The following is an 18,056-nucleotide window of genomic DNA, read 5'->3' as shown; positions in this document are numbered from 1 at the left end:
GCGGAGCGTGGGAACGAGAACCTTGGTGGTTTAAGCCCCACTTTTGGGCTCATCGAACTTATATGTAACGCCATTCGCGCAACGAGCGCTTGCCCCCAAAGAGGCCGAAGAGCCTCGCCTGTCTCGATGACCTTTCTTGCTGCCAGACACTTTCCATTCATTTGCGGGAGCTTTGAACATGGTCAATCGTCTACACGGCAAATCCCTTACAGCTTTACTCGCGCCAGGCGCCTTCGCTCCGATTGCGCAGGCAGCTGACGCCCCCGTTCTGAACACCGGCAGCACGGCGTGGATGATCACCGCAGCCGTGCTGGTGCTGTTCATGTGCCTTCCGGGGCTGGCGCTGTTTTACGGCGGGCTGGTACGGGCCAAGAACATGTTGTCGCTGTTCACTCAGTGCTTCGGCATTGCCGGAGTGGTCGGCGTGCTGTGGGTCATCTACGGGTACAGCATGGTAGTGGATACCAGCAACATGGTCGAAGGGCAGGTGAGCTTCAACAGCTTTATCGGCGGACTGAGCCGCGCGTTTCTGGCCGGCATGACCCCCGACAGTCTGGTCGGTGACATTCCGGAAGGCGTGTTTGTGACCTTCCAGATGACCTTCGCCATTATCACGCCTGCGCTGATTGCCGGAGCCTTTGCCGAACGCATGAAATTCTCGGCCGCGCTGCTGTTCATGGCGCTCTGGTTTACGTTGGTGTATGCGCCGGTCGCGCATATGGTCTGGGGCGGGGCAGGTGCGCTGATGCATAACTGGGGCGTGTTGGATTTTGCCGGTGGCACCGCTGTGCACATCAATGCCGGTGTCGCGGCACTGGCGGCGTGTCTGGTGCTTGGCAAACGCAAGGGCTATCAGAATACCCCGATGCCTGCGCACAACCTGAGCCTGACCATGGCTGGCGCGGCGATGCTCTGGGTCGGCTGGTTCGGTTTCAATATCGGCTCCGGTGGCGGCCTGAACGGCACCTCAGGCATCGTCATGCTCAACACGCAAGTGGGGGCCTGCGCCGGAATACTCGGCTGGATGTTCACCGAGTGGTTCAAGGTCGGCAAACCCAGCGCGCTGGGCCTTGCAAGCGGTGCGTTGGCGGGTCTGGTCGGCATCACCCCGGCGTGTGTTTCGTCGGAGTAGGTGGAGCACTGGCGATTGGCGTGCTATGCGGGGTGTTCTGCTACCTGAGTGTGACCGTCCTGAAGAAACGCCTGGGTTACGACGACAGCCTCGACGTCTTCGGCCTGCACGGCATCGGCGGCATGATCGGTGCAGTGCTCACCGGCGTGTTCTGCGTGCCGGCAATGGGCGGGCTGGTGCCGGACGTGACCATGGGAGCCCAAGTGATTGCCCAGATCAAAGGCGTGCTGTTCACCACGGTATATTGCTTCGCAGTCAGCTGGATCATCCTCAAGGCCGTGCAGGCACTGATCGGCCTGCGTGCGCATGAATCAGTGGAAGAGATGGGGCTGGATCTGGCCGAGCATAACGAGCGGGCTTATAACCATTGAAGGTTGGCCTTAATTGAGTGGAGCGAGAGTAAAGTCCAGCCACCTCTCGTTCCGCACGCTCCAGCGTGGGAATGCATTTCGCGACGCTCTGCGTCGCAAGGGACGCGGAGCGTCCTGAACTGCACGCCAACGCGGAGTATTGGCAAGCGAGCTGTCGTTCTCGTTCCGCTCAACGAAACACCGGCACCACGTGCTTGATAAACAGCTCAAGTGATTTTTTCTTCTCGGCGTGCGGCAGACTGTTGTCGCACCAGAAGCTGAACTCGTCGACCCCCAGCTCCTGGTAATGGCGGATGCGCGGGATGATCTCTTCCGGCGTGCCGATCATGGTGTTCTTGCGGATATTCTCCAGCTCGAACTCCGGACGCTCCTTGAATTTCTCTTCCGGGCTGGGTGCCAGAAAACCATTCACCGGCGTCTGCTTGTTGCCGAACCAGGCGTCGAAGGTGCGGTAGAACTTCGCGATGGCGGCAGCACCGGTTTTCCAGCCTTCAGGGTTGTCCGCAGCATGCACATGCGTGTGGCGCAACACCATCAGTTGTGGCCGAGGTACGTCAGGGTTATTGGCCAGCGCTGCTTCGAACTTGTTCTTCAGGTCGACGACTTCTTCGTCGCCTTTCATCAATGGCGTGACCATCACGTTGCAGCCGTTCTGCACGGCGAAGTTATGCGAATTAGGGTCGCGAGCAGCGATCCACATGGGTGGCGTGTTGATTGGCTTGGGTACGGAGGTCGAAGTCGGGAATTTCCAGATATCGCCGTCGTGGGCATAGTCACCCTGCCACAGCGCACGGACTACCGGCACCATTTCGCGCAACGCCTTGCCGCCTTCGGAGGCCGGCATGCCGCCCGCCATGCGGTCGAACTCCACTTGATAGGCACCGCGCGCCAGGCCGACTTCCATGCGCCCGTTGCTGATCACATCCAGCAGCGCGCATTCTCCTGCCACCCGCAACGGATGCCAGAACGGCGCAATGATGGTGCCCGCGCCCAGATGAATGCGCGTTGTTCTGGCGGCCAGATACGCCAGCAGCGGCATGGGGCTCGGCGAGATGGTGTATTCCATCGCGTGGTGTTCGCCGATCCATACGGTGCTGAAACCGCCTTGCTCGGCCATCAGCGTCAGCTCGGTCAGGTCTTCGAAAAGCTGGCGATGACTGACACTTTCATCCCAGCGTTCCATGTGCACGAACAACGAAAACTTCATGACACTTACCTCGCTTGAATCCTGCTGCCTGCACGGGCCACGGGCATGGTGAGTTATTTCTGTCTGATGGTATACCGTAATACTTTACGTGCAAGCGTTTTTTGCGTCCGACGTGTTGGCTGAATGGCGAGGCAGCCGAAACGAAAAAAGCGCCTCATGTGAGGCGCTTTCGGGCATAGTAAATTCAGCCGGGGAGGTGCTTGATCAGTGCGACATCAACTGCAGGCTTCGGACTCGATGTAGTCGGCTGTGGAATCGCGTATCACCGGACCCATGCCGCTGACGGCGCGAGCCTGTTCCATGATTTCCAGAGTAGAGCCGGTACCCACCAGGTTCACTGTGTGATTGGCGCAGTTGTAGACGCGCTTGGAGTAGATCACGCCCAGCAGACCTTCACGTCGAGTAACGACGACGCGCGCTTGGGGACTGCCGCTTTTCTCCACCAGCGCGTGCTGCCCGGTCGGGTCATGGGGGACGTTTATGGTTTTGGCTTCGGCATGCGCCGACAGTGCGGGGATCATCAAGGCCAGTAAAAAGGCATGCAGTTTCATCGGTGCTCCTGCGGATGAACGCGGTTTCATTGGATCCCAAAATACCCTAGACATTTGATTCTGGATAGCTGCGCGGTCAGCCTTCCGTCGGTTTGTTTCTGCGTAATTAAACGCTGCGTGAGTGAGTAACCCGGTCAGGTACTGTTGCTCTGGCAACAGCGTTTCGACAGCCTGCCGAAGTGCAAACAGTTGACGCTAACCTCCACGCGCTGCAACCCTTTGATCTATAGTCATTTAACTGTCTGGCACGGTTGCTGCTCTGTGGTTCTGCAAGCCCGTTCGACTAATGCGCTCGGGAAGCCTGCAGTCAGAGGAGTGCCGATATGAGCCAATCTTCCATAAAATTTGCGTACTGGGTGCCGAACGTCAGCGGTGGTCTGGTCGTCAGCAAGATCGAACAGCGTACCAGTTGGACCATCGACTACAACCGCAAGCTGGCGCAGATCGCCGAACAATCCGGTTTCGAATATGCGCTGACGCAAATTCGCTTCACTGCCGGTTACGGTGCGGAATTCCAGCATGAGTCCGTAGCGTTCAGCCATGCCTTGTTGGCGGCCACCGAAAAGCTCAAAGTCATTGCAGCAATATTGCCAGGACCGTGGACGCCCTCTGTGGCGGCCAAGTAACTGGCAACCATTGATCAGCTCACCGCCGGGCGCGTGGCGGTCAATATCGTCAGCGGCTGGTTCAAGGGCGAATTTCAGGCCATTGGTGAACCCTGGCTGGAGCACGACGAGCGCTATCGCCGTTCCGAAGAGTTCATTCGGGCCCTCAAGGGTATCTGGACCACCGATAATTTCACCTTCAAGGGCGACTTCTATCGCTTCCACGATTACACCCTCAAACCCAAACCGATCCAGCGTCCTCATCCCGAGATCTTTCAGGGTGGCAGTTCACGTGCCGCGCGGGATATGGCGGCCCGGGTGTCGGACTGGTATTTCACCAATGGCAATACCGTCGAAGGCATCAAGGCCCAGGTCGATGACATTCGAGCCAAGGCTGCCGCGAACGGCCATTCAGTGAAGATCGGCGTCAATGCCTTCATCATTGCCCGGGACACCGAAGAAAAGGCGCGAGCGGTGCTGGCTGAAATTGTCGACAAGGCAGATCCGGAAGCCGCCAATGCGTTTGGTGATGCCGCGAAACAGGCCGGCAAGGCCAGCCCGGAAGGCGAGGGCAATTGGGCCAAATCCACCTTTCAGGATCTGGTGCAGTACAACGATGGCTTCAAGACCAATTTGATCGGCACGCCGCGTCAGATTGCCGAGCGCATCGTCGAGCTCAAGTCCGTTGGTGTCGATCTGGTACTTTCCGCATTTCTGCATTTCCAGGAAGAAGTCGCCTATTTCGGCGAGCACGTGCTGCCTTTAGTGCGCGAGCTGGAAGCTGCGGCACTGCGCAAACCTGTCGCCGAAACAGCATGAAGCCCGGCAAATACGTGCGTCCTGCCTTGCCCCTGTAAGCGAGCTTCGCTTACAGCCCCTTCAGAAAACAGCCCTCCAGAAACTCAGGCACCACTGTGATCCAGTGCGTGCCTGCCTGCGTATATTGAACCCCGATCAACCAATAGACCGCTGTACGTGGCATTATGATGCCGCTCTCTGGCATGCTTCATTAATGCCAGGCCTTCAGGTACGGTCGAGCGCTTGCCGACAATGGCAGTTGATAGCGAAAGGATTGTCGATGGCCCCTGAGCAATCAGGTCCGGTTTTCAGAAAAACCAGATGCACTGGTTCTCACCTGTTGTGGAGGCAAGTTTTGAAACGCGACCTTCGGCTTGCGTCATGGCTGATCTTCGTAGTGTGCGCCTGCGTGGTGATGTTGATGCCCTGGCAAGCATGGACCGCGCGCCGTAACACGCTGGAGAACATCCAGACCAGCACGATTAATCTGGCTGGGGCGCTGAGCACTTACACCGATGGCATTTTCAAGCAAAGCGAGCTGATGCTGATCGGCCTGACGGAGCGTGTCGAAAGAGACGGTGCCGGACCTGAGCAGATCGAGCGTCTCAGATGGGTCATTGCCCGTGAGATGGGCGCGTTGCCGCAAATCGGTACGGTTTCGCTGTACAACGCTGACGGTATTTGCACCTTTTCAACCAATCCCAAGGCGATTGGCGTCAACAGTACCCAGCGCGAGTTCTTTCAGCACCACCTGCAGACGCCTGACAAAGCACCTTACATCGGCCCGACGATTCGCAGTCGCGCCTCCGGCGAATGGGTCATATCGGTCAGCAGGCGCATCAACCACCCTGATTCGAGTTTTGCCGGGCTGATGGTCGTGACCATTGGTGTCGATCATCTGTTGAAGTTCTATTCGGATATTCAGGTCGGCAAAACCGGCATCATCAGCCTCACGTCGACGGCCGGGCAGTTGCGTGTGCGCTATCCGCACCTTGAAGCGGAAATCGGCCGTGACCTCTCATCGACGCCGATCTTTACTTCTGAGCGCAATCGACCCTCTGGCACCACTCAGTTTGTCTCCAGAATCGACGGCGTCGCGCGCTTTTATGCGTTCAAGCGCAGCGCCGTGTACCCGATTGTCACTGTCGTCGCGCTGGGCCAGAAAGAGGCCATGCTCGACTGGCTGGGCCAGACCAAACAGTCGATTCTGGTCATGCTGGTGCTGCTCGGGCTGGTGGTCGGCCTCGGCATCCGCCTGATAGGGCATATTCACAGCCGTATACGCGCGGAAGATCAGTTACTCGATTCTCAGGCAGCCCTCATCCAGTTGAATCAGCACCTGGAGTTCATAGCTTCGGAAGACAAGCTCACCGGGCTGGCCAATCGTAGAAGGTTCGATCAGTTTCTGGAGGTTGAATTCAAGCGCGCCAGACGCGAGCGCAGCCTTCTGTCACTGATTCTGACCGATGCCGATCATTTCAAGCGCTACAACGATCATTACGGCCATCTGGCTGGTGACGAGTGCCTGGTGGCAATGGCCCGTGTGGTCGAACAATGCATCCGCCGCCCCGGTGATGTCGCTGCTCGTTATGGCGGTGAAGAGATCGCGGTGGTGCTGCCCGGCACTGACGAGTCGAGTGCTCGTCAGGTGGCCGAGAACATCCTGCAGGCTATCCGCGACGAGCAGATCGAGCATCCCGCCAGCCCGTTTGGCATCGTGACGGTCAGCCTCGGTGTTGCCACATTCGTCGGCACGGATCGGCAGCTCGACCAGCGCAGCCTGATCGAACTTGCCGACCGTGCGCTGTATGCTGCCAAGTCGCAGGGTCGCAACCGGGTGAATGTGGCGTCGGAAATCGCCACCAGCACACTGCCGGCCTGGACCCGCGTCAAGGCATCGGCGGACCCGCAAACCGGCAGCAGACCAACGGCGGAGTGACGGGATTGAAGCCCGCCAGCCCGCTGGCCGCTTACTGTTTATTGTTTCTCGGGCAGGTGTTTATCGTCATCAACCTGCTGTACATGCGGCTTACGGCGCAACACTGACAGCACCCAGACAAAAAATATCGGCACCAGAATCACGCCCAGCAGTGTAGCGCTGAGCATGCCGCCTATGACGCCGGTGCCGATCGCGCGCTGGTTCGCAGCGCCTGCGCCGGTCGCCAGTGTGAGGGGCACGACGCCAAGGATGAAGGCCAGCGATGTCATGACAATCGGCCGAAAGCGCAGTCGCGCAGCCTGAAGTGCCGCGTCACGCAGCGAATGGCCTTGATCCCACAGCTCCTTGGCGAATTCGACGATGAGAATCGCGTTTTTTGCTGCCAGCCCGATGATCGTGATCAACCCGACCTTGAAATACACATCGTTAGGCATGCCGACCGCAGTCACTGCCAGCACGGAGCCCAGCGCACCGACGGGTACGATCAGCATCACCACCAGCGGAATCGCCCAGCTTTCATACAGCGCAACCAGCAGCAGGAACACCACCAGCAGCGCCAGGCCGAACAGGCCGGCTGCCTGGCCGCTGGCGACTCTTTCCTGATAGGAGAGGCCGGTCCATTCATAGCCGATGCCTTGCGGCAGCTCGGAAACGATCCGTTCGATTTCCGCCATCGCTTCACCTGTACTCACACCCGGTGCTGCATCGCCGGAAATCCTGAACGCGGGGTAGCCGTTGTAGCGGGCGATCTGCACCGGGCCTTGTTCCCATTGCGTCGAAACGAATGCGCCCAGCGGCACCAGCGTGCCGCTGCTGTTGGGCACGTAGAGCTTGAGTAAGCTTTCCGGAGTCATTCGCGAACTTTGTTCTGCCTGCACGACCACACGCTGCTGACGTCCGGCATTGGCGAAATCGCTGATCACCGAGGAGCCGAAGGCGGTGGACAGCGCATTGCTGATCGATTCGAAACTCACGCCATGCGCACGGGCTTTTTCGCGGTCGATATTCAGGCGCAATTGCGGCGCTTCGGCCAGACCTTCCATCATCGCGTAGAGAATCTTCGGGTTGCCGTTGGCCTCGCCGAGCAGCTTGTCGCGTGCCGCCAGCAGGGCTTCGCGGCCCAGGCCTGCACGGTCCTGCAGGCGCAGCGAGAAGCCGCCCGAGGTGCCCAGGCCGTCAATGGGCGGAGGCGTCACCGCCATCACCGTACCGTCGGCGAGCCCGGAAAAATGCTGGTTGAACGCCGCCGCTTCTTCAGCTGCCGACTGGCCCTTGCCGCGCTCCGACCAGTCCTTCAGGGTCGGAAACGCAAGACCGGCGTTTTCACCCATGCCCGAGAAGCTGAAGCCCAGCAGCATGGTCACCGCACCTGTGGCTTCGCGGGACAACATGTAGTTCTCGAGCAATTGCGCGGTGAGGTCGGTACGCGACCGGGTCGCGCCGGGAGGCAGTTGCACGTCGATGATCAGATAGCCTTGATCTTCCACGGGCACAAAGGACTCCGGCAGACGCAGGTAGAAAAAGCCCAGCAGACCGACAATCCCGACGTACAACAGCATGTAGCGGCCAGCGCGTTTGATCATGCTGGAACTGACCCGCTCGTAACGGTCGGTGAATCTACCGAACAGCCGATTGAAGCCGCCGAAGAACCTGCGCTTCTCACTGTGCCCGGCCGGAATCGGCTTGAGCAACGTGGCACACAGTGCCGGGGTAAAGGTCAGGGCCAGGAAACCCGAGAACAGAATCGACACGGCCAGCGACAGCGAGAACTGCTGGTAGATGACCCCGACCGACCCCCCATGAACGCCAGCGGCAGAAACACTGCGGCCAGTACCAGCGTGATACCGAAAATCGCGCCGGAGACCTGCTGCATCGCCTTGACTGTTGCGGCTGCCGGAGAAAGGCCTTCTTCGGCCATGATCCGCTCGACGTTTTCCACCACCACAATGGCGTCGTCGACCAGAATACCGATGGCCAGCACCATGCCGAACATGGTCATCATGTTCACCGAGAAGCCCATCAGGTACATGATCGCCAGGGTCCCGGCCAGGCACACCGGCACCACGATGGTCGGGATAAGCGTGTAGCGAATGTTCTGCAGAAACAGAAACATCACCAGAAGCACCAGCACCATGGCCTCGATCAGGGTGTAGATCACCTTGTCGATGGCCACGTCGACGAAGCGCGAGGTGTCGTACGGTATCGAAAACTCGACGCCTTCCGGGAAATTGACCGACAGCTCGGTGAGGCGCTGATTGACTGCCCGGGCAGTCTGGATCGCATTGGCACCTGGCGACAGTTGCACGGCACCGGCCACTGCACGTTGCCCGTTCAGGCGCGATTCAAAACTGTAATCCTGACTGCCGATGGCCACACGTGCCACATCGGATAAATGCACAGCAGAGCCGTCTTCGTTGGCGCGCAGAACGATGCGGCCGAACTCTTCCGGGTTGTCCAGTGTGCCCTTGACCGCCAGGGTCGCGGTCAATTCCTGCAGTGATGAGCCCGGACTGCTGCCGAAGCTGCCTGCGGGAACTTGTACGTTCTGCGCCCGAATGGCCGCGTTCACGTCATCGATGGACAGCCCGAAACCAACCAGCTTCTGCGGGTCAATCCAGACCCGCATCGCGGCTTCGGCGGCGAAAAACTGCAACCGGCCGACGCCGTTCACCCGGCTGATTTCATTATTGACGTTGCGGGCCGCGTAGTCGGCCAGCGCGACCGTATCCTTGGTAGCCGAGCCGTCCTTGTAGTTCAGGGTAAAGATCAACAGGAACCCGGAACTGGCCTGTTCGACTTGCAGGCCCTGACTGAGTACCGTCTGCGGCAGGCGCGCCTCGGCTTTCTTGATACGGTTCTGAACTTCAACCTGTGCCAGGTCCGGGTTGGTGCCCGGTACGAATGTCACGTTGATTTCAGCGCTGCCGGTCGAGTTGCTGGTCGACTCGTAATACAGCATGCCCTTGGCACCGTTCAGCTCTTCCTCGATGACGCTGGTCACCGAATCGACCAGCACTTTCGCGGATGCGCCGGGGTAAGTAGCGGTAATGGTGATCTGCGGCGGTGCCACATCAGGGTACTGCGCCACTGGCAAGGCGGGCAGGGCCATCAGACCTGCCAGCAGAATGAACAGGGCCAGCACCCAGGCAAAGTTGGGTCGCTTGATAAAGAACAGAGACATGAACGGTGATCCTCGATCGCGCTGAAGGCGGCTTTATTGCGACTTGGATTGCGGCTGGGCGGAGGGCGATTTGGCGACGACCTTGTCACCGGAATTGAGCCCGGTCATGTTGCCGACGACAACCTGTTCACCTGCCTTCAGCCCCTCGGTGATCTGCCAGCGCGAATCCTGCATTGCGCCGGTTTTGACCGGGCGGACTTCGACCGTACCGTCCTGGGCAATCACCATTACGCGGGCTGCGCCATCACGGGAGCGCTGAACGGCACGTTGCGGGACGAGGATGGCATTGGCATCGACCCGCTGCGGTGTGCGCACCCGCACATACATGCCCGGCAGCAACACGCCTTTGGGGTTGGCGAAGCGGGCGCGTAACGACACCTGGCCGGTGGTCCGGTCTACTGCAACGTCGGTAAACAGCAGGGTGCCGGTGCTTTTATAATCAGTGCCGTCGACGCTCAGCGACAGCGCGTCTTCGCCACCCTTGGGCAGGCGACCTTCCTGAATGGCCGCGCGCATTTGCAAGGCGTCGGCGACCGGCTGGGTGAAGTCGGCGTAGACCGGGTCGAGTTGCTGGATGGTTGCCAGCAGGGTGGTTTCGCCCTGACCGACCAGCGCGCCTTCAGTGACCATTGCGCGGCCGATGCGCCCTGAAATCGGTGCCTTGACCGTGGCATAGCCCAGGTTCAGTCGGGCCGTTTCGACATCTGCCTGAGCCGACTTTTTAGCGGCGATGGCGTTTTGCAGCGCCGAGCGGGCGGTGTCGAAGGTCTGGCGGCTGACCGCTTCGATTTCGACCAGCGACTCGTAACGTTTGACCGTAGCCTGAGTCTCGAACAGCGTGGCTTCTGTACGGGCCAGGTCGCCCTGAGCCTTGGACAGCGCGGCCTTGAACGGTGCCGGGTCGATCTGGAACAGCACCGCGCCCGCTTTCACATCGGCGCCTTCCTCGAAATTGCGCGTGAGCACGATACCGGCCACCCGGGCGCGTACCTGCGCCACACGAACCGGTTCGATACGGCCCGGCAGTTCGTCGACGACAGTGAATGATTCGGCTTTGACCTCGATGGCTTCCACCTCTTTGGGTGCTGTCGATGCAGCGTGATCCTGCTGCTGTTTCTGCTCGCACCCGGCCAGACCCAACACTGCCAGCAGCGCTACCGCAGGCATGACACGCCAATCGCTCAAACCACTCATCGCTCACCCGGGCGCAGCCCATCAGACACTAAAGCCGCGAATGATCTACTGTGTAAGAGAGTGAGTCAATATTGACTCATGTGAGACTTTAGTGACTAATTGTGTATAGGCTTTGAGAACGCGGTAAGGTTTCTGCACAATGCGCCGCCTGCCACTTAACACGAGTTGAAGACGTACCCGATGGAATTACCTGCCGCTGACGACAAATTTCTGAAAGCCCTGGCCGTTGCGCTGGTTGACCACTCCAACGGTACGCTCAAGGATATTGCTCAAGCGGCTGGCGTCAGCAAGGCGACGCTCAACCGCTTCTGCGGCACCCGCGCCAACCTCGTGGAACTGTTGCTCAATCACGCCTCGGACCTGATGAACCAGATGGTTGCCAACGCGGATCTGCAGCATGCTCCGCCGCTGGAAGCGCTTCAGCGACTGGTCGACAACCACCTCATGCACCGCGAAATGCTGGTCTTTCTGGTGTTTCAGTGGCGCCCGGATTCGCTCGACGAAAGCAGCGGAGGGCGCCGCTGGTTACCTTACTCCGACGCCCTCGATGCGTTTTTCCTGCGTGGTCAGCATGAAGGTCTGTTCCGGATCGACGTCAGTGCCGCCGTCCTTACCGAAATGTTCGCAGCGCTGCTCTCCGGGATGGTCGACGCCGAACGCCGCGGCCGTGTGGCTCGCGCCGGTATGGGCGCATTGGTGACGCAGTTTTTTCTGCATGGCGCGGCGGCACGCTAAGCAAGTCTGTGCAGACGTCAGAAATCATAGGCAATCTTGCTGTACCAGAAGCCACCGCCCGGATAGAACGGTGAGTTGCCGTACAGGTTGAGTCCGACGGCGGAAGGAATTGCGTGCTTGTCCGGGCGCACATCGAAGATATTGGTGCCGCCAACACTGAGGGTGATGTTGTCGTAGAGGGTGTAGGACACATCCAGGTCGGTGATCCACTTGGCCCCGAAGCTGCGATCCCCGCTCTCCAGCTGCTGGAGCGTCTTGACCTTGCCGTAGCGGGTGGTTTGCAGGTTCACACCCAGATCGCCCAGCGTCCATTTGCCGCCCAGTACCCATTTGGTTTTCGGTTGAGCATCGGTCAGGTCGCCTTCGCGGGCCCGGCCGACCCAGGTCAGGCTGCCGCCAGGGTTGCTGCCCAGGCCCTGCAAGGCTGCCGGTGCGTCCTTGACGTCGGTGATAATGGTCTTGTTGTAGTTGAACCCGGCGCTCCAGCGCACGTTGCCCCATGCACCGTACTGGCTGGAATGGTCGAGGACGATGTCCAGGCCGCGGGTGCGGGTGTCAAACGCGTTGGTGTAATACGAAGTCCAGGTGCTGGTGTCCACACCTTGAGCCGCCAGGATGGGCGCCAGCGCTGGGCCGTACAGGCTTTCGGTACGGGCGATGCGGTCGTCGATCTCGATCCAGTAGGCGTCTGCGGTCAGGCTGGTGCGCGGTGCCGGTTGCCAGGTCACGCCGAACCCCAGATTGCGCGATTTTTCTGGGTCCAGGGTGGTCGCACCGAGCGCCTGGGCCAGCGCCGAGTTGACTGGCGCGATGCGCGTCACGGCGGGCACGATGGTGCCATCCGGCGCAGCACCGACCCGGTTGTCCGAGATGCTGTAGCCGACCTGGGTCAGCGAGGGCGCACGAAAGCCCGTGCCGACGGTGTCGCGTACGGCGAAGGTGTCGGTAAATTCGTAACGCGAGTTGAGCTTGGCACTGACCGTGTTGCCCGAGTCATCGTCGAAATGCTCTGCACGCAGCGCAAGGTCGACAAACAACGGTTCTATCGGGGTGATACCGAAATCGACGTAAGCTGCGTAGTTGTTGCGTTGCAGGCTGGTGGCATCCTGCGGCGAGATGACCGCTGCGGCCTGGGCGGCAATCGACGGCAGCTGTCCGGCCAGCGGGTTGGCCTGACCATTGGGCAGAGTAGCCGGAAAGCGATAGCCGCCCACCTGATAGGCCTGCGCGTCGCCGGAAAACGTCCGGAACCTTTCCCAGCGATGTTCAAGCCCTGCGGACACTTGCAGCGGCACGCCAAACAGCCCGTCGAACGCACGGGTGATGTCGACGTTGTTGACCCATTGTTCGAATCGGTAGGTCGCCAGGTCGTCGAACGACGTCGGCGAGGCCGGTCCCAGCGACGGGTTGATGGTCAGATCGCTGTACTGATGGTTGTTGTTGCGCCCGTATGTAGTGCTCAGGTCCCAGTTCCAGCCCAGCGCTTCACCCTTGCCGCCAATCAGGTACTGATAGTCGGTATCGTCCAGATTGTTCAGCGGGTAGTAGCCGTCGGCAAACAGTTCGGGAATGTTGGCGTTGCTGTTGGGATAGCGGAAGTAGTTGTTGATGATGGCGTCACGCTGCCCATAGGTGCCGTAGGAATACAGTGTGGTTTGATCACCCAGCGGCAGTTCGGCGTTGTAGGCCAGGTTGAACGCCTTGATCTGCGGGTCGCCATTCTTCACGCCGACCCGGTCCCACGTCGCCTCTCGAGGGTCGCCAGGAAAGTAGGCGTTATTGGTAGCTCCTTCGTTCCAGCTGGCATCGCCACGCTTGCGTGCGTCGGCCGAAAGATGCAGAAAGCCGCCGTCACCCAGTTCGAAGCCGGTGTCCCCTTCGAATTTGGTCACTTCGCCTTCACCGCTGTACAGCTTGCCGTACGTCACCCCCAGATGGCCGCCCTCGGCGCTGGATTTGAGAATCACGTTGATCACCCCGGCAATCGCATCCGAGCCGTATTGCGCAGCGGCACTGTCCTTGAGCACCTCAATGCGCTCCACCGCGCTGATCGGGATCATGTCGATGTCCACCGAGTTCGCGCCGCTGCTGTCGGTCGAGCCATTGGCGGGCAGGGCGCTGTTATGGCGGCGTTTGCCATTGACCAGCACCAGCGTATAGGCCGGTGCAAGGCTGCGGTTGGACAACGGGCGGATGGTCGAGTTATAGCCTGCGACGTTGGTGCCATAGTTGAACGAAGGCAGCAGTTTGGCGATGGCTTCGGTCAGGTCGGCGCGACCGGTTTTCAGTAGCTGATCGCTGGTTACGATATCAATCGGGGCCGGGCTTTCAGTCACGGTGCGCTGTGTACCGCGAACCCCGGTGGAAATCACCGTGACCTTGTCCAGACGGGGCTCATCGTCTAGGGTTTCATCGGCGGCCTGAACAGGGTTCATCAGGCCAAGGCCGACAAGCGCTATGCTTTTGATCAACGGGTTGCGCAGGGCGTGGCGTGGCGGGGAGCGTGAGCGGGTAAGGCCATAACGGAGTGATCCTTGGGTAATGCTGAGAGAGTTCTGGGCACCTCCACAAGGCAAGGGTCGGTTTGCTGGCGAATATAGGGTTATGAAACGAGCCTGTGAAAGGCCCTTTGGTTATATGTTAATTATAAAAATATTGAATTTTATTTAGTTATTATATGTTTTATATGCATTTAAAGCTGCGCGCACGGGTGGTCGGTAACAGCGCTTGAGGGCGGTACAGCTGCCTGTGCTGTTTTGTCGCACAGCGTATTGCAGCCCATGAGGCCTACGTTTGCGCGCCTGCTCATGGTTTGAAACAGGATTGGCGGTATTCCCTGTTGCCTTGGGGTGGTAAATTCGCCGCCTTTGAATGTGTCAGAACCCACGCGCCTAACCCTCCAGGGGACGCAAGACATGACGTACCAACCGACCCGCCGCGAGGTGGTCACAGGCCTCTCGTTGCTGAGCCTCGGCCTGCTGGCTGGCTGCGGCAATTCCAATGCATTGCCGTTCAAGCACGGCAAAGACATGAGCAACGAGATAGTTGGCCGCAACTTCCGACTCAAGGATTCGCAAGGCAACGTCAAGACGCTGTCGAGTTTTCGTGGCCTGATGCCGATGATTTTCTTCGGCTTCACCCAATGCCCGGCCATTTGCCCGACGGCACTGGCGCGAGCTGCACAGATCAGAAAGCTGATGGGTGAAGAGGGCAAGACCCTCCAGGTAGTGTTCATTACCCTCGACCCGGAGCGTGATACGCCCGAGGTGATCGACGCCTACGTGAAGGCTTTCGATCCTACCTTCGTCGCCCTGTCCGGTACGCTTGAAGAAACGGTCGCAACGGCAAAGGAGTTCGGCGTATTCTTCGAAAAGGTCCCGCTGGGCGACACCTACACGATCTCGCATACCGCCACCAGTTATGTCTACGACACCCGCGGCGTGCTGCGCCTGGGCTTGTCGCACAGGCTGTCCGCCCAACAATGCACTGAAGATCTGCTCACTTTGATGGAAGTATGCTGATGACCGTTCTTATTCGTAACGTCGCAAAGCCGCTGTTGCTGACCCTTTCGCTGCTGGGCCTGAGCGCTCAGGCGCTGGCCGAAACCAAAGTCGATGACGCCTGGGTGCGTGCCACTGTGCCGGGCCAGTCCGCCACGGGTGCGTTCATGCGCATCACTTCGGACACGGACAGCAAGCTGGTCGATGTTGCTTCACCTGTTGCGAAAACCGTGCAGATCCATGAGATGAGCATGAAAGGCGACGTGATGAGCATGCAGCGCGTCAACTCGGTTGACCTGCCAGCCGGCAAACCGGTGATGCTCGATTCCGACGGCTACCACGTGATGTTCATGGGCCTTGCAGCGCAGGTCAAAGAGGGTGATCAGGTGCCTCTGACCCTGACCGTGGAAGACGCCAAGGGCGTGAAAGAGTCGATTCAGGTCACCGCAGTCGCCAAGTCGCTGACCAGCGACGAGCACAGCGGGCATGGTGATCACAGCGGTCATTGAGCCTGATCTACCTGACGACTATCGTTCCTCACGCTCTCGCATCACGGTCTGCGTCGGTTCATATATTCATTTAAAGTCTAACCGGTGAACCAAATATTCTTTTCAGGAACAAGCCTCTTTCAGCGATGATTGCCTTGCCACATCAACTTTGGAAAGGTGACTGATACCAACAGAACCTGGATTTTTATCATGAAAATGCAGGAGTGTATCAATGGGCAATGTCCAGACCGCAGCCAGCGCACATGATGTGCCCTGGCGCCAGACGCCGAGTGGCGACCTGGTCGATCTGGGGCGTCGTTTCCGTGCGCCTCTGGCGTTATCGCGGTTGCAAAGCACCCCCAAACCCATACTTGGACGACGCGAAGCCATTCTGCTGGGTGCACTGGCGCTGGTATTTCATGGCGCGGTCATCTACTGGTTGAGCCAGAACCCGACACCCGCATTGTCGGTCGTGCCGCCGGAAATTCCGCCGATGACCATCGAGTTCTCTCAGCCCGCGCCGCCGGTTGTGGAGACGCCGCCGCCACCGCCCGAGCCTGTCGTGCAGCCTGTGGTCGAGCCGCCGCCCCCGGTCGAAGATGAACTGGCCGTCAAGCCGCCACCGCCCAAACCGATTCCAAAACCCAAGCCGCAGCCGCCCAAGCCGGTGGTCAAACTGGTCGTCAAGCCAGTGGCAAAACCGGTCGAGCAACCAGCCCCACCGGTGCCCGCGCCACCTGTCGCTGCACCTGCCGCTCCCGCACCGCCCGCGCCAAAACCGGTAACTCCGGCTTCTGCCAGCGCTGGCTATCTGCGCAACCCGGCACCGGAATACCCGTCGCTGGCAATGCGCCGCGGCTGGGAAGGCACCGTGCTGTTGCGCGTCCATGTATTGGCCAGCGGCAAGCCCGGCGAGATTCAGATACAGAAAAGCAGCGGCCGCGATCAATTGGATGACGCAGCGCTGGCAGCGGTGAAGCGCTGGAGTTTCGTGCCCGCCAAACAAGGCGACGTCGCCCAGGACGGCTGGGTCAGTGTGCCGATTGATTTCAAGATCAAATAACGTTTCAAGTTCCAATAAACACGACATTCGATTGACCCGGCGAGCTACCTGAACCAAAGGCGCATCGCGATACACCCAATGCCTTGTTCAGACTTCGTTCATAAAGAGAGCTGCGCCATGAACCTACTTGCTTCGCCTTTTGAATCCATCGAACACGCGGTCATCTGGCTGCTGGTCATTTTTTCCGTCGCCACCTGGGGCCTGGCCCTGCTCAAAGGTGTGCAGTTCTCGCGCCTGAAGTCCCAGGACCGCAAGTTCCACAAGCAATTCTGGGCTGCATCGAGCCTGGATTCGGCCGCGCAACTGGCCCAGGAACAGCCCGGCGCTGCTGCTCGTGTTGCGCTGGCCGGTTACGCCGCCATTCAGGTGCCGGACGGCGCGCAGGCTAACGACCTCAGTCAGTCCATCAACCATCAGGACCGCCTTGAGCGTGCCCTGCGTCAGCAGATCGTTCGGGAGCGCCGCTCGCTGGAGACCGGTCTGGCGATTCTCGCCAGTATTGGCAGCACCTCGCCGTTTATCGGCCTGTTCGGTACGGTCTGGGGCATTATGTCGGCGCTCAAGGGCATCAGTGCTGCCGGTTCGGCAAGCCTGGAAACCGTTGCCGGTCCTATCGGCGCAGCGCTGGTGGCAACCGGTGTCGGCATCGCCGTCGCCGTGCCTGCGGTACTGGTTTACAACTACTTCCTGCGGCGCCTGAAACTGACCGCTGCCGACCTGGATGACTTCGCCCACGACTTCTATAGCCTGGCGCAGAAGAGTGCATTTCGCGTGCTGCTGCATCCGGTCCTGAAGTCTGGCGCTACAGGCGGGCAGGTCGGACAGAAAGTGAAGGAGGCGTCCTGAGATGGCTTTCTCCACACAAGATACCGATGAAGTGCTGAGCGAGATCAACGTTACGCCGCTGGTGGACGTGATGCTGGTGCTGCTGGTGGTGTTCATCGTGACCGCGCCGCTGCTGACCAACTCGATTCCGATCAACCTGCCCAAGACCGAATCGGTTGCGCCGGTGGAACAGAAAGACCCGCTAGTGGTGAGTATCGACGGGCAGGGCAAGCTGTTCATCAATAAGGATGAAATTCAACCAGATCTGTTGGAAACCAGCCTCAAGGCGGCCAAGGACAAGGCCCCTGACGTGCGCGTGCAGTTGCAGGCGGACAATGGCGTGAATTACGGCGAAGTGGCACGAGCCATGGCTTCCATCGAACGCGCAGGCATTACCAAACTGTCGGTGATCACTGCAAAGTAAGCAATTCTTCGTCCATCAGCTTCATCAGTTTTGGGCCGCATCC

The 18,056-nt window shown here is 59.6% G+C and carries 11 protein-coding genes and 3 pseudogenes; 9 read left to right on the top strand and 5 right to left on the bottom strand.

What is annotated here, in order from left to right; genetic code table 11:
* The first annotated feature begins 178 nt into the window (after positions 1–178).
* Positions 179–1,503, top strand: a pseudogene (locus ALO64_RS13355) (ammonium transporter).
* 169 nt (positions 1,504–1,672) lie between these two features.
* Here the strand turns inward: ALO64_RS13355 and ALO64_RS13350 are convergent.
* Positions 1,673–2,710: an LLM class flavin-dependent oxidoreductase gene (locus tag ALO64_RS13350; RefSeq protein ID WP_044344052.1), complete on the bottom strand. Its 1,038-nt coding sequence runs from the start codon at positions 2,708–2,710 to the stop codon at positions 1,673–1,675.
* Between the two features lie 215 nt (positions 2,711–2,925).
* A complete protein-coding gene (locus tag ALO64_RS13345) occupies positions 2,926–3,261 on the bottom strand; it encodes a hypothetical protein (protein ID WP_002553842.1) in 336 nt (111 codons plus the stop codon).
* Positions 3,262–3,584: 323 nt separating this feature from the next.
* On the opposite strand from ALO64_RS13345, the pseudogene sfnG reads away from it, so the two are divergent.
* Both sfnG and ALO64_RS13335 read left to right on the top strand, forming a co-directional pair.
* Positions 3,585–4,685: pseudogene (gene sfnG, locus ALO64_RS13340) on the top strand (dimethylsulfone monooxygenase SfnG).
* Between the two features lie 334 nt (positions 4,686–5,019).
* The gene (locus ALO64_RS13335; RefSeq protein WP_044344051.1) at positions 5,020–6,603 is read left to right on the top strand and encodes a sensor domain-containing diguanylate cyclase; all 1,584 of its coding nucleotides are present in this window, start codon (positions 5,020–5,022) and stop codon (positions 6,601–6,603) included.
* 38 nt (positions 6,604–6,641) lie between these two features.
* On the opposite strand, the pseudogene ALO64_RS13330 reads toward ALO64_RS13335, so the two are convergent.
* Both ALO64_RS13330 and ALO64_RS13325 read right to left on the bottom strand, forming a co-directional pair.
* Positions 6,642–9,784 (bottom strand): annotated as a pseudogene (locus ALO64_RS13330) (multidrug efflux RND transporter permease subunit).
* Between the two features lie 33 nt (positions 9,785–9,817).
* Entirely contained in the window at positions 9,818–10,978 is a 1,161-nt protein-coding gene (locus ALO64_RS13325; RefSeq protein ID WP_044344050.1) for an efflux RND transporter periplasmic adaptor subunit, read from the bottom strand.
* 180 nt (positions 10,979–11,158) lie between these two features.
* Between ALO64_RS13325 and ALO64_RS13320 the strand changes: the two genes are divergently transcribed.
* Positions 11,159–11,713, top strand: a complete 555-nt coding sequence (locus tag ALO64_RS13320) for a TetR/AcrR family transcriptional regulator (RefSeq protein WP_002553837.1) — start codon at positions 11,159–11,161, stop codon at positions 11,711–11,713.
* 17 nt (positions 11,714–11,730) lie between these two features.
* On the opposite strand, the gene ALO64_RS13315 is transcribed toward ALO64_RS13320, so the two are convergent.
* A complete protein-coding gene (locus tag ALO64_RS13315; protein ID WP_044344064.1) occupies positions 11,731–14,148 on the bottom strand; it encodes a TonB-dependent receptor plug domain-containing protein in 2,418 nt (805 codons plus the stop codon).
* Between the two features lie 480 nt (positions 14,149–14,628).
* Here ALO64_RS13315 and ALO64_RS13310 point away from each other — a divergent pair, with 480 nt between their 5' ends.
* The 5 genes from ALO64_RS13310 to ALO64_RS13290 all read left to right on the top strand — a co-directional run bounded on the left by ALO64_RS13310 (position 14,629) and on the right by ALO64_RS13290 (position 18,013).
* Positions 14,629–15,234: an SCO family protein gene (locus ALO64_RS13310; protein WP_044344049.1), complete on the top strand. Its 606-nt coding sequence runs from the start codon at positions 14,629–14,631 to the stop codon at positions 15,232–15,234.
* Positions 15,228–15,722, top strand: a complete 495-nt coding sequence (locus ALO64_RS13305) for a copper chaperone PCu(A)C (protein ID WP_004658526.1) — start codon at positions 15,228–15,230, stop codon at positions 15,720–15,722. The genes ALO64_RS13310 and ALO64_RS13305 overlap by 7 nt, the downstream gene beginning before the upstream one ends.
* A 211-nt stretch (positions 15,723–15,933) precedes the next feature.
* Positions 15,934–16,764, top strand: a complete 831-nt coding sequence (locus ALO64_RS13300; protein WP_044344048.1) for an energy transducer TonB — start codon at positions 15,934–15,936, stop codon at positions 16,762–16,764.
* A 117-nt stretch (positions 16,765–16,881) separates the two neighbouring features.
* On the top strand, positions 16,882–17,610 hold the full coding sequence (locus tag ALO64_RS13295; protein WP_044344047.1) for a MotA/TolQ/ExbB proton channel family protein: 729 nt from the start codon (positions 16,882–16,884) through the stop codon (positions 17,608–17,610).
* 1 nt (position 17,611) lies between these two features.
* Complete coding sequence (locus ALO64_RS13290; protein ID WP_002553831.1) at positions 17,612–18,013, top strand: ExbD/TolR family protein; 402 nt, start codon at positions 17,612–17,614, stop codon at positions 18,011–18,013.
* Positions 18,014–18,056: the final 43 nt, after the last annotated feature.

The sequence above is a fragment of the Pseudomonas meliae genome (assembly GCF_001400515.1).
GTDB classification, from domain to species: Bacteria; Pseudomonadota; Gammaproteobacteria; order Pseudomonadales; family Pseudomonadaceae; genus Aquipseudomonas; species Aquipseudomonas amygdali.
This window is presented reverse-complemented; position numbering and strand designations above follow the sequence as displayed.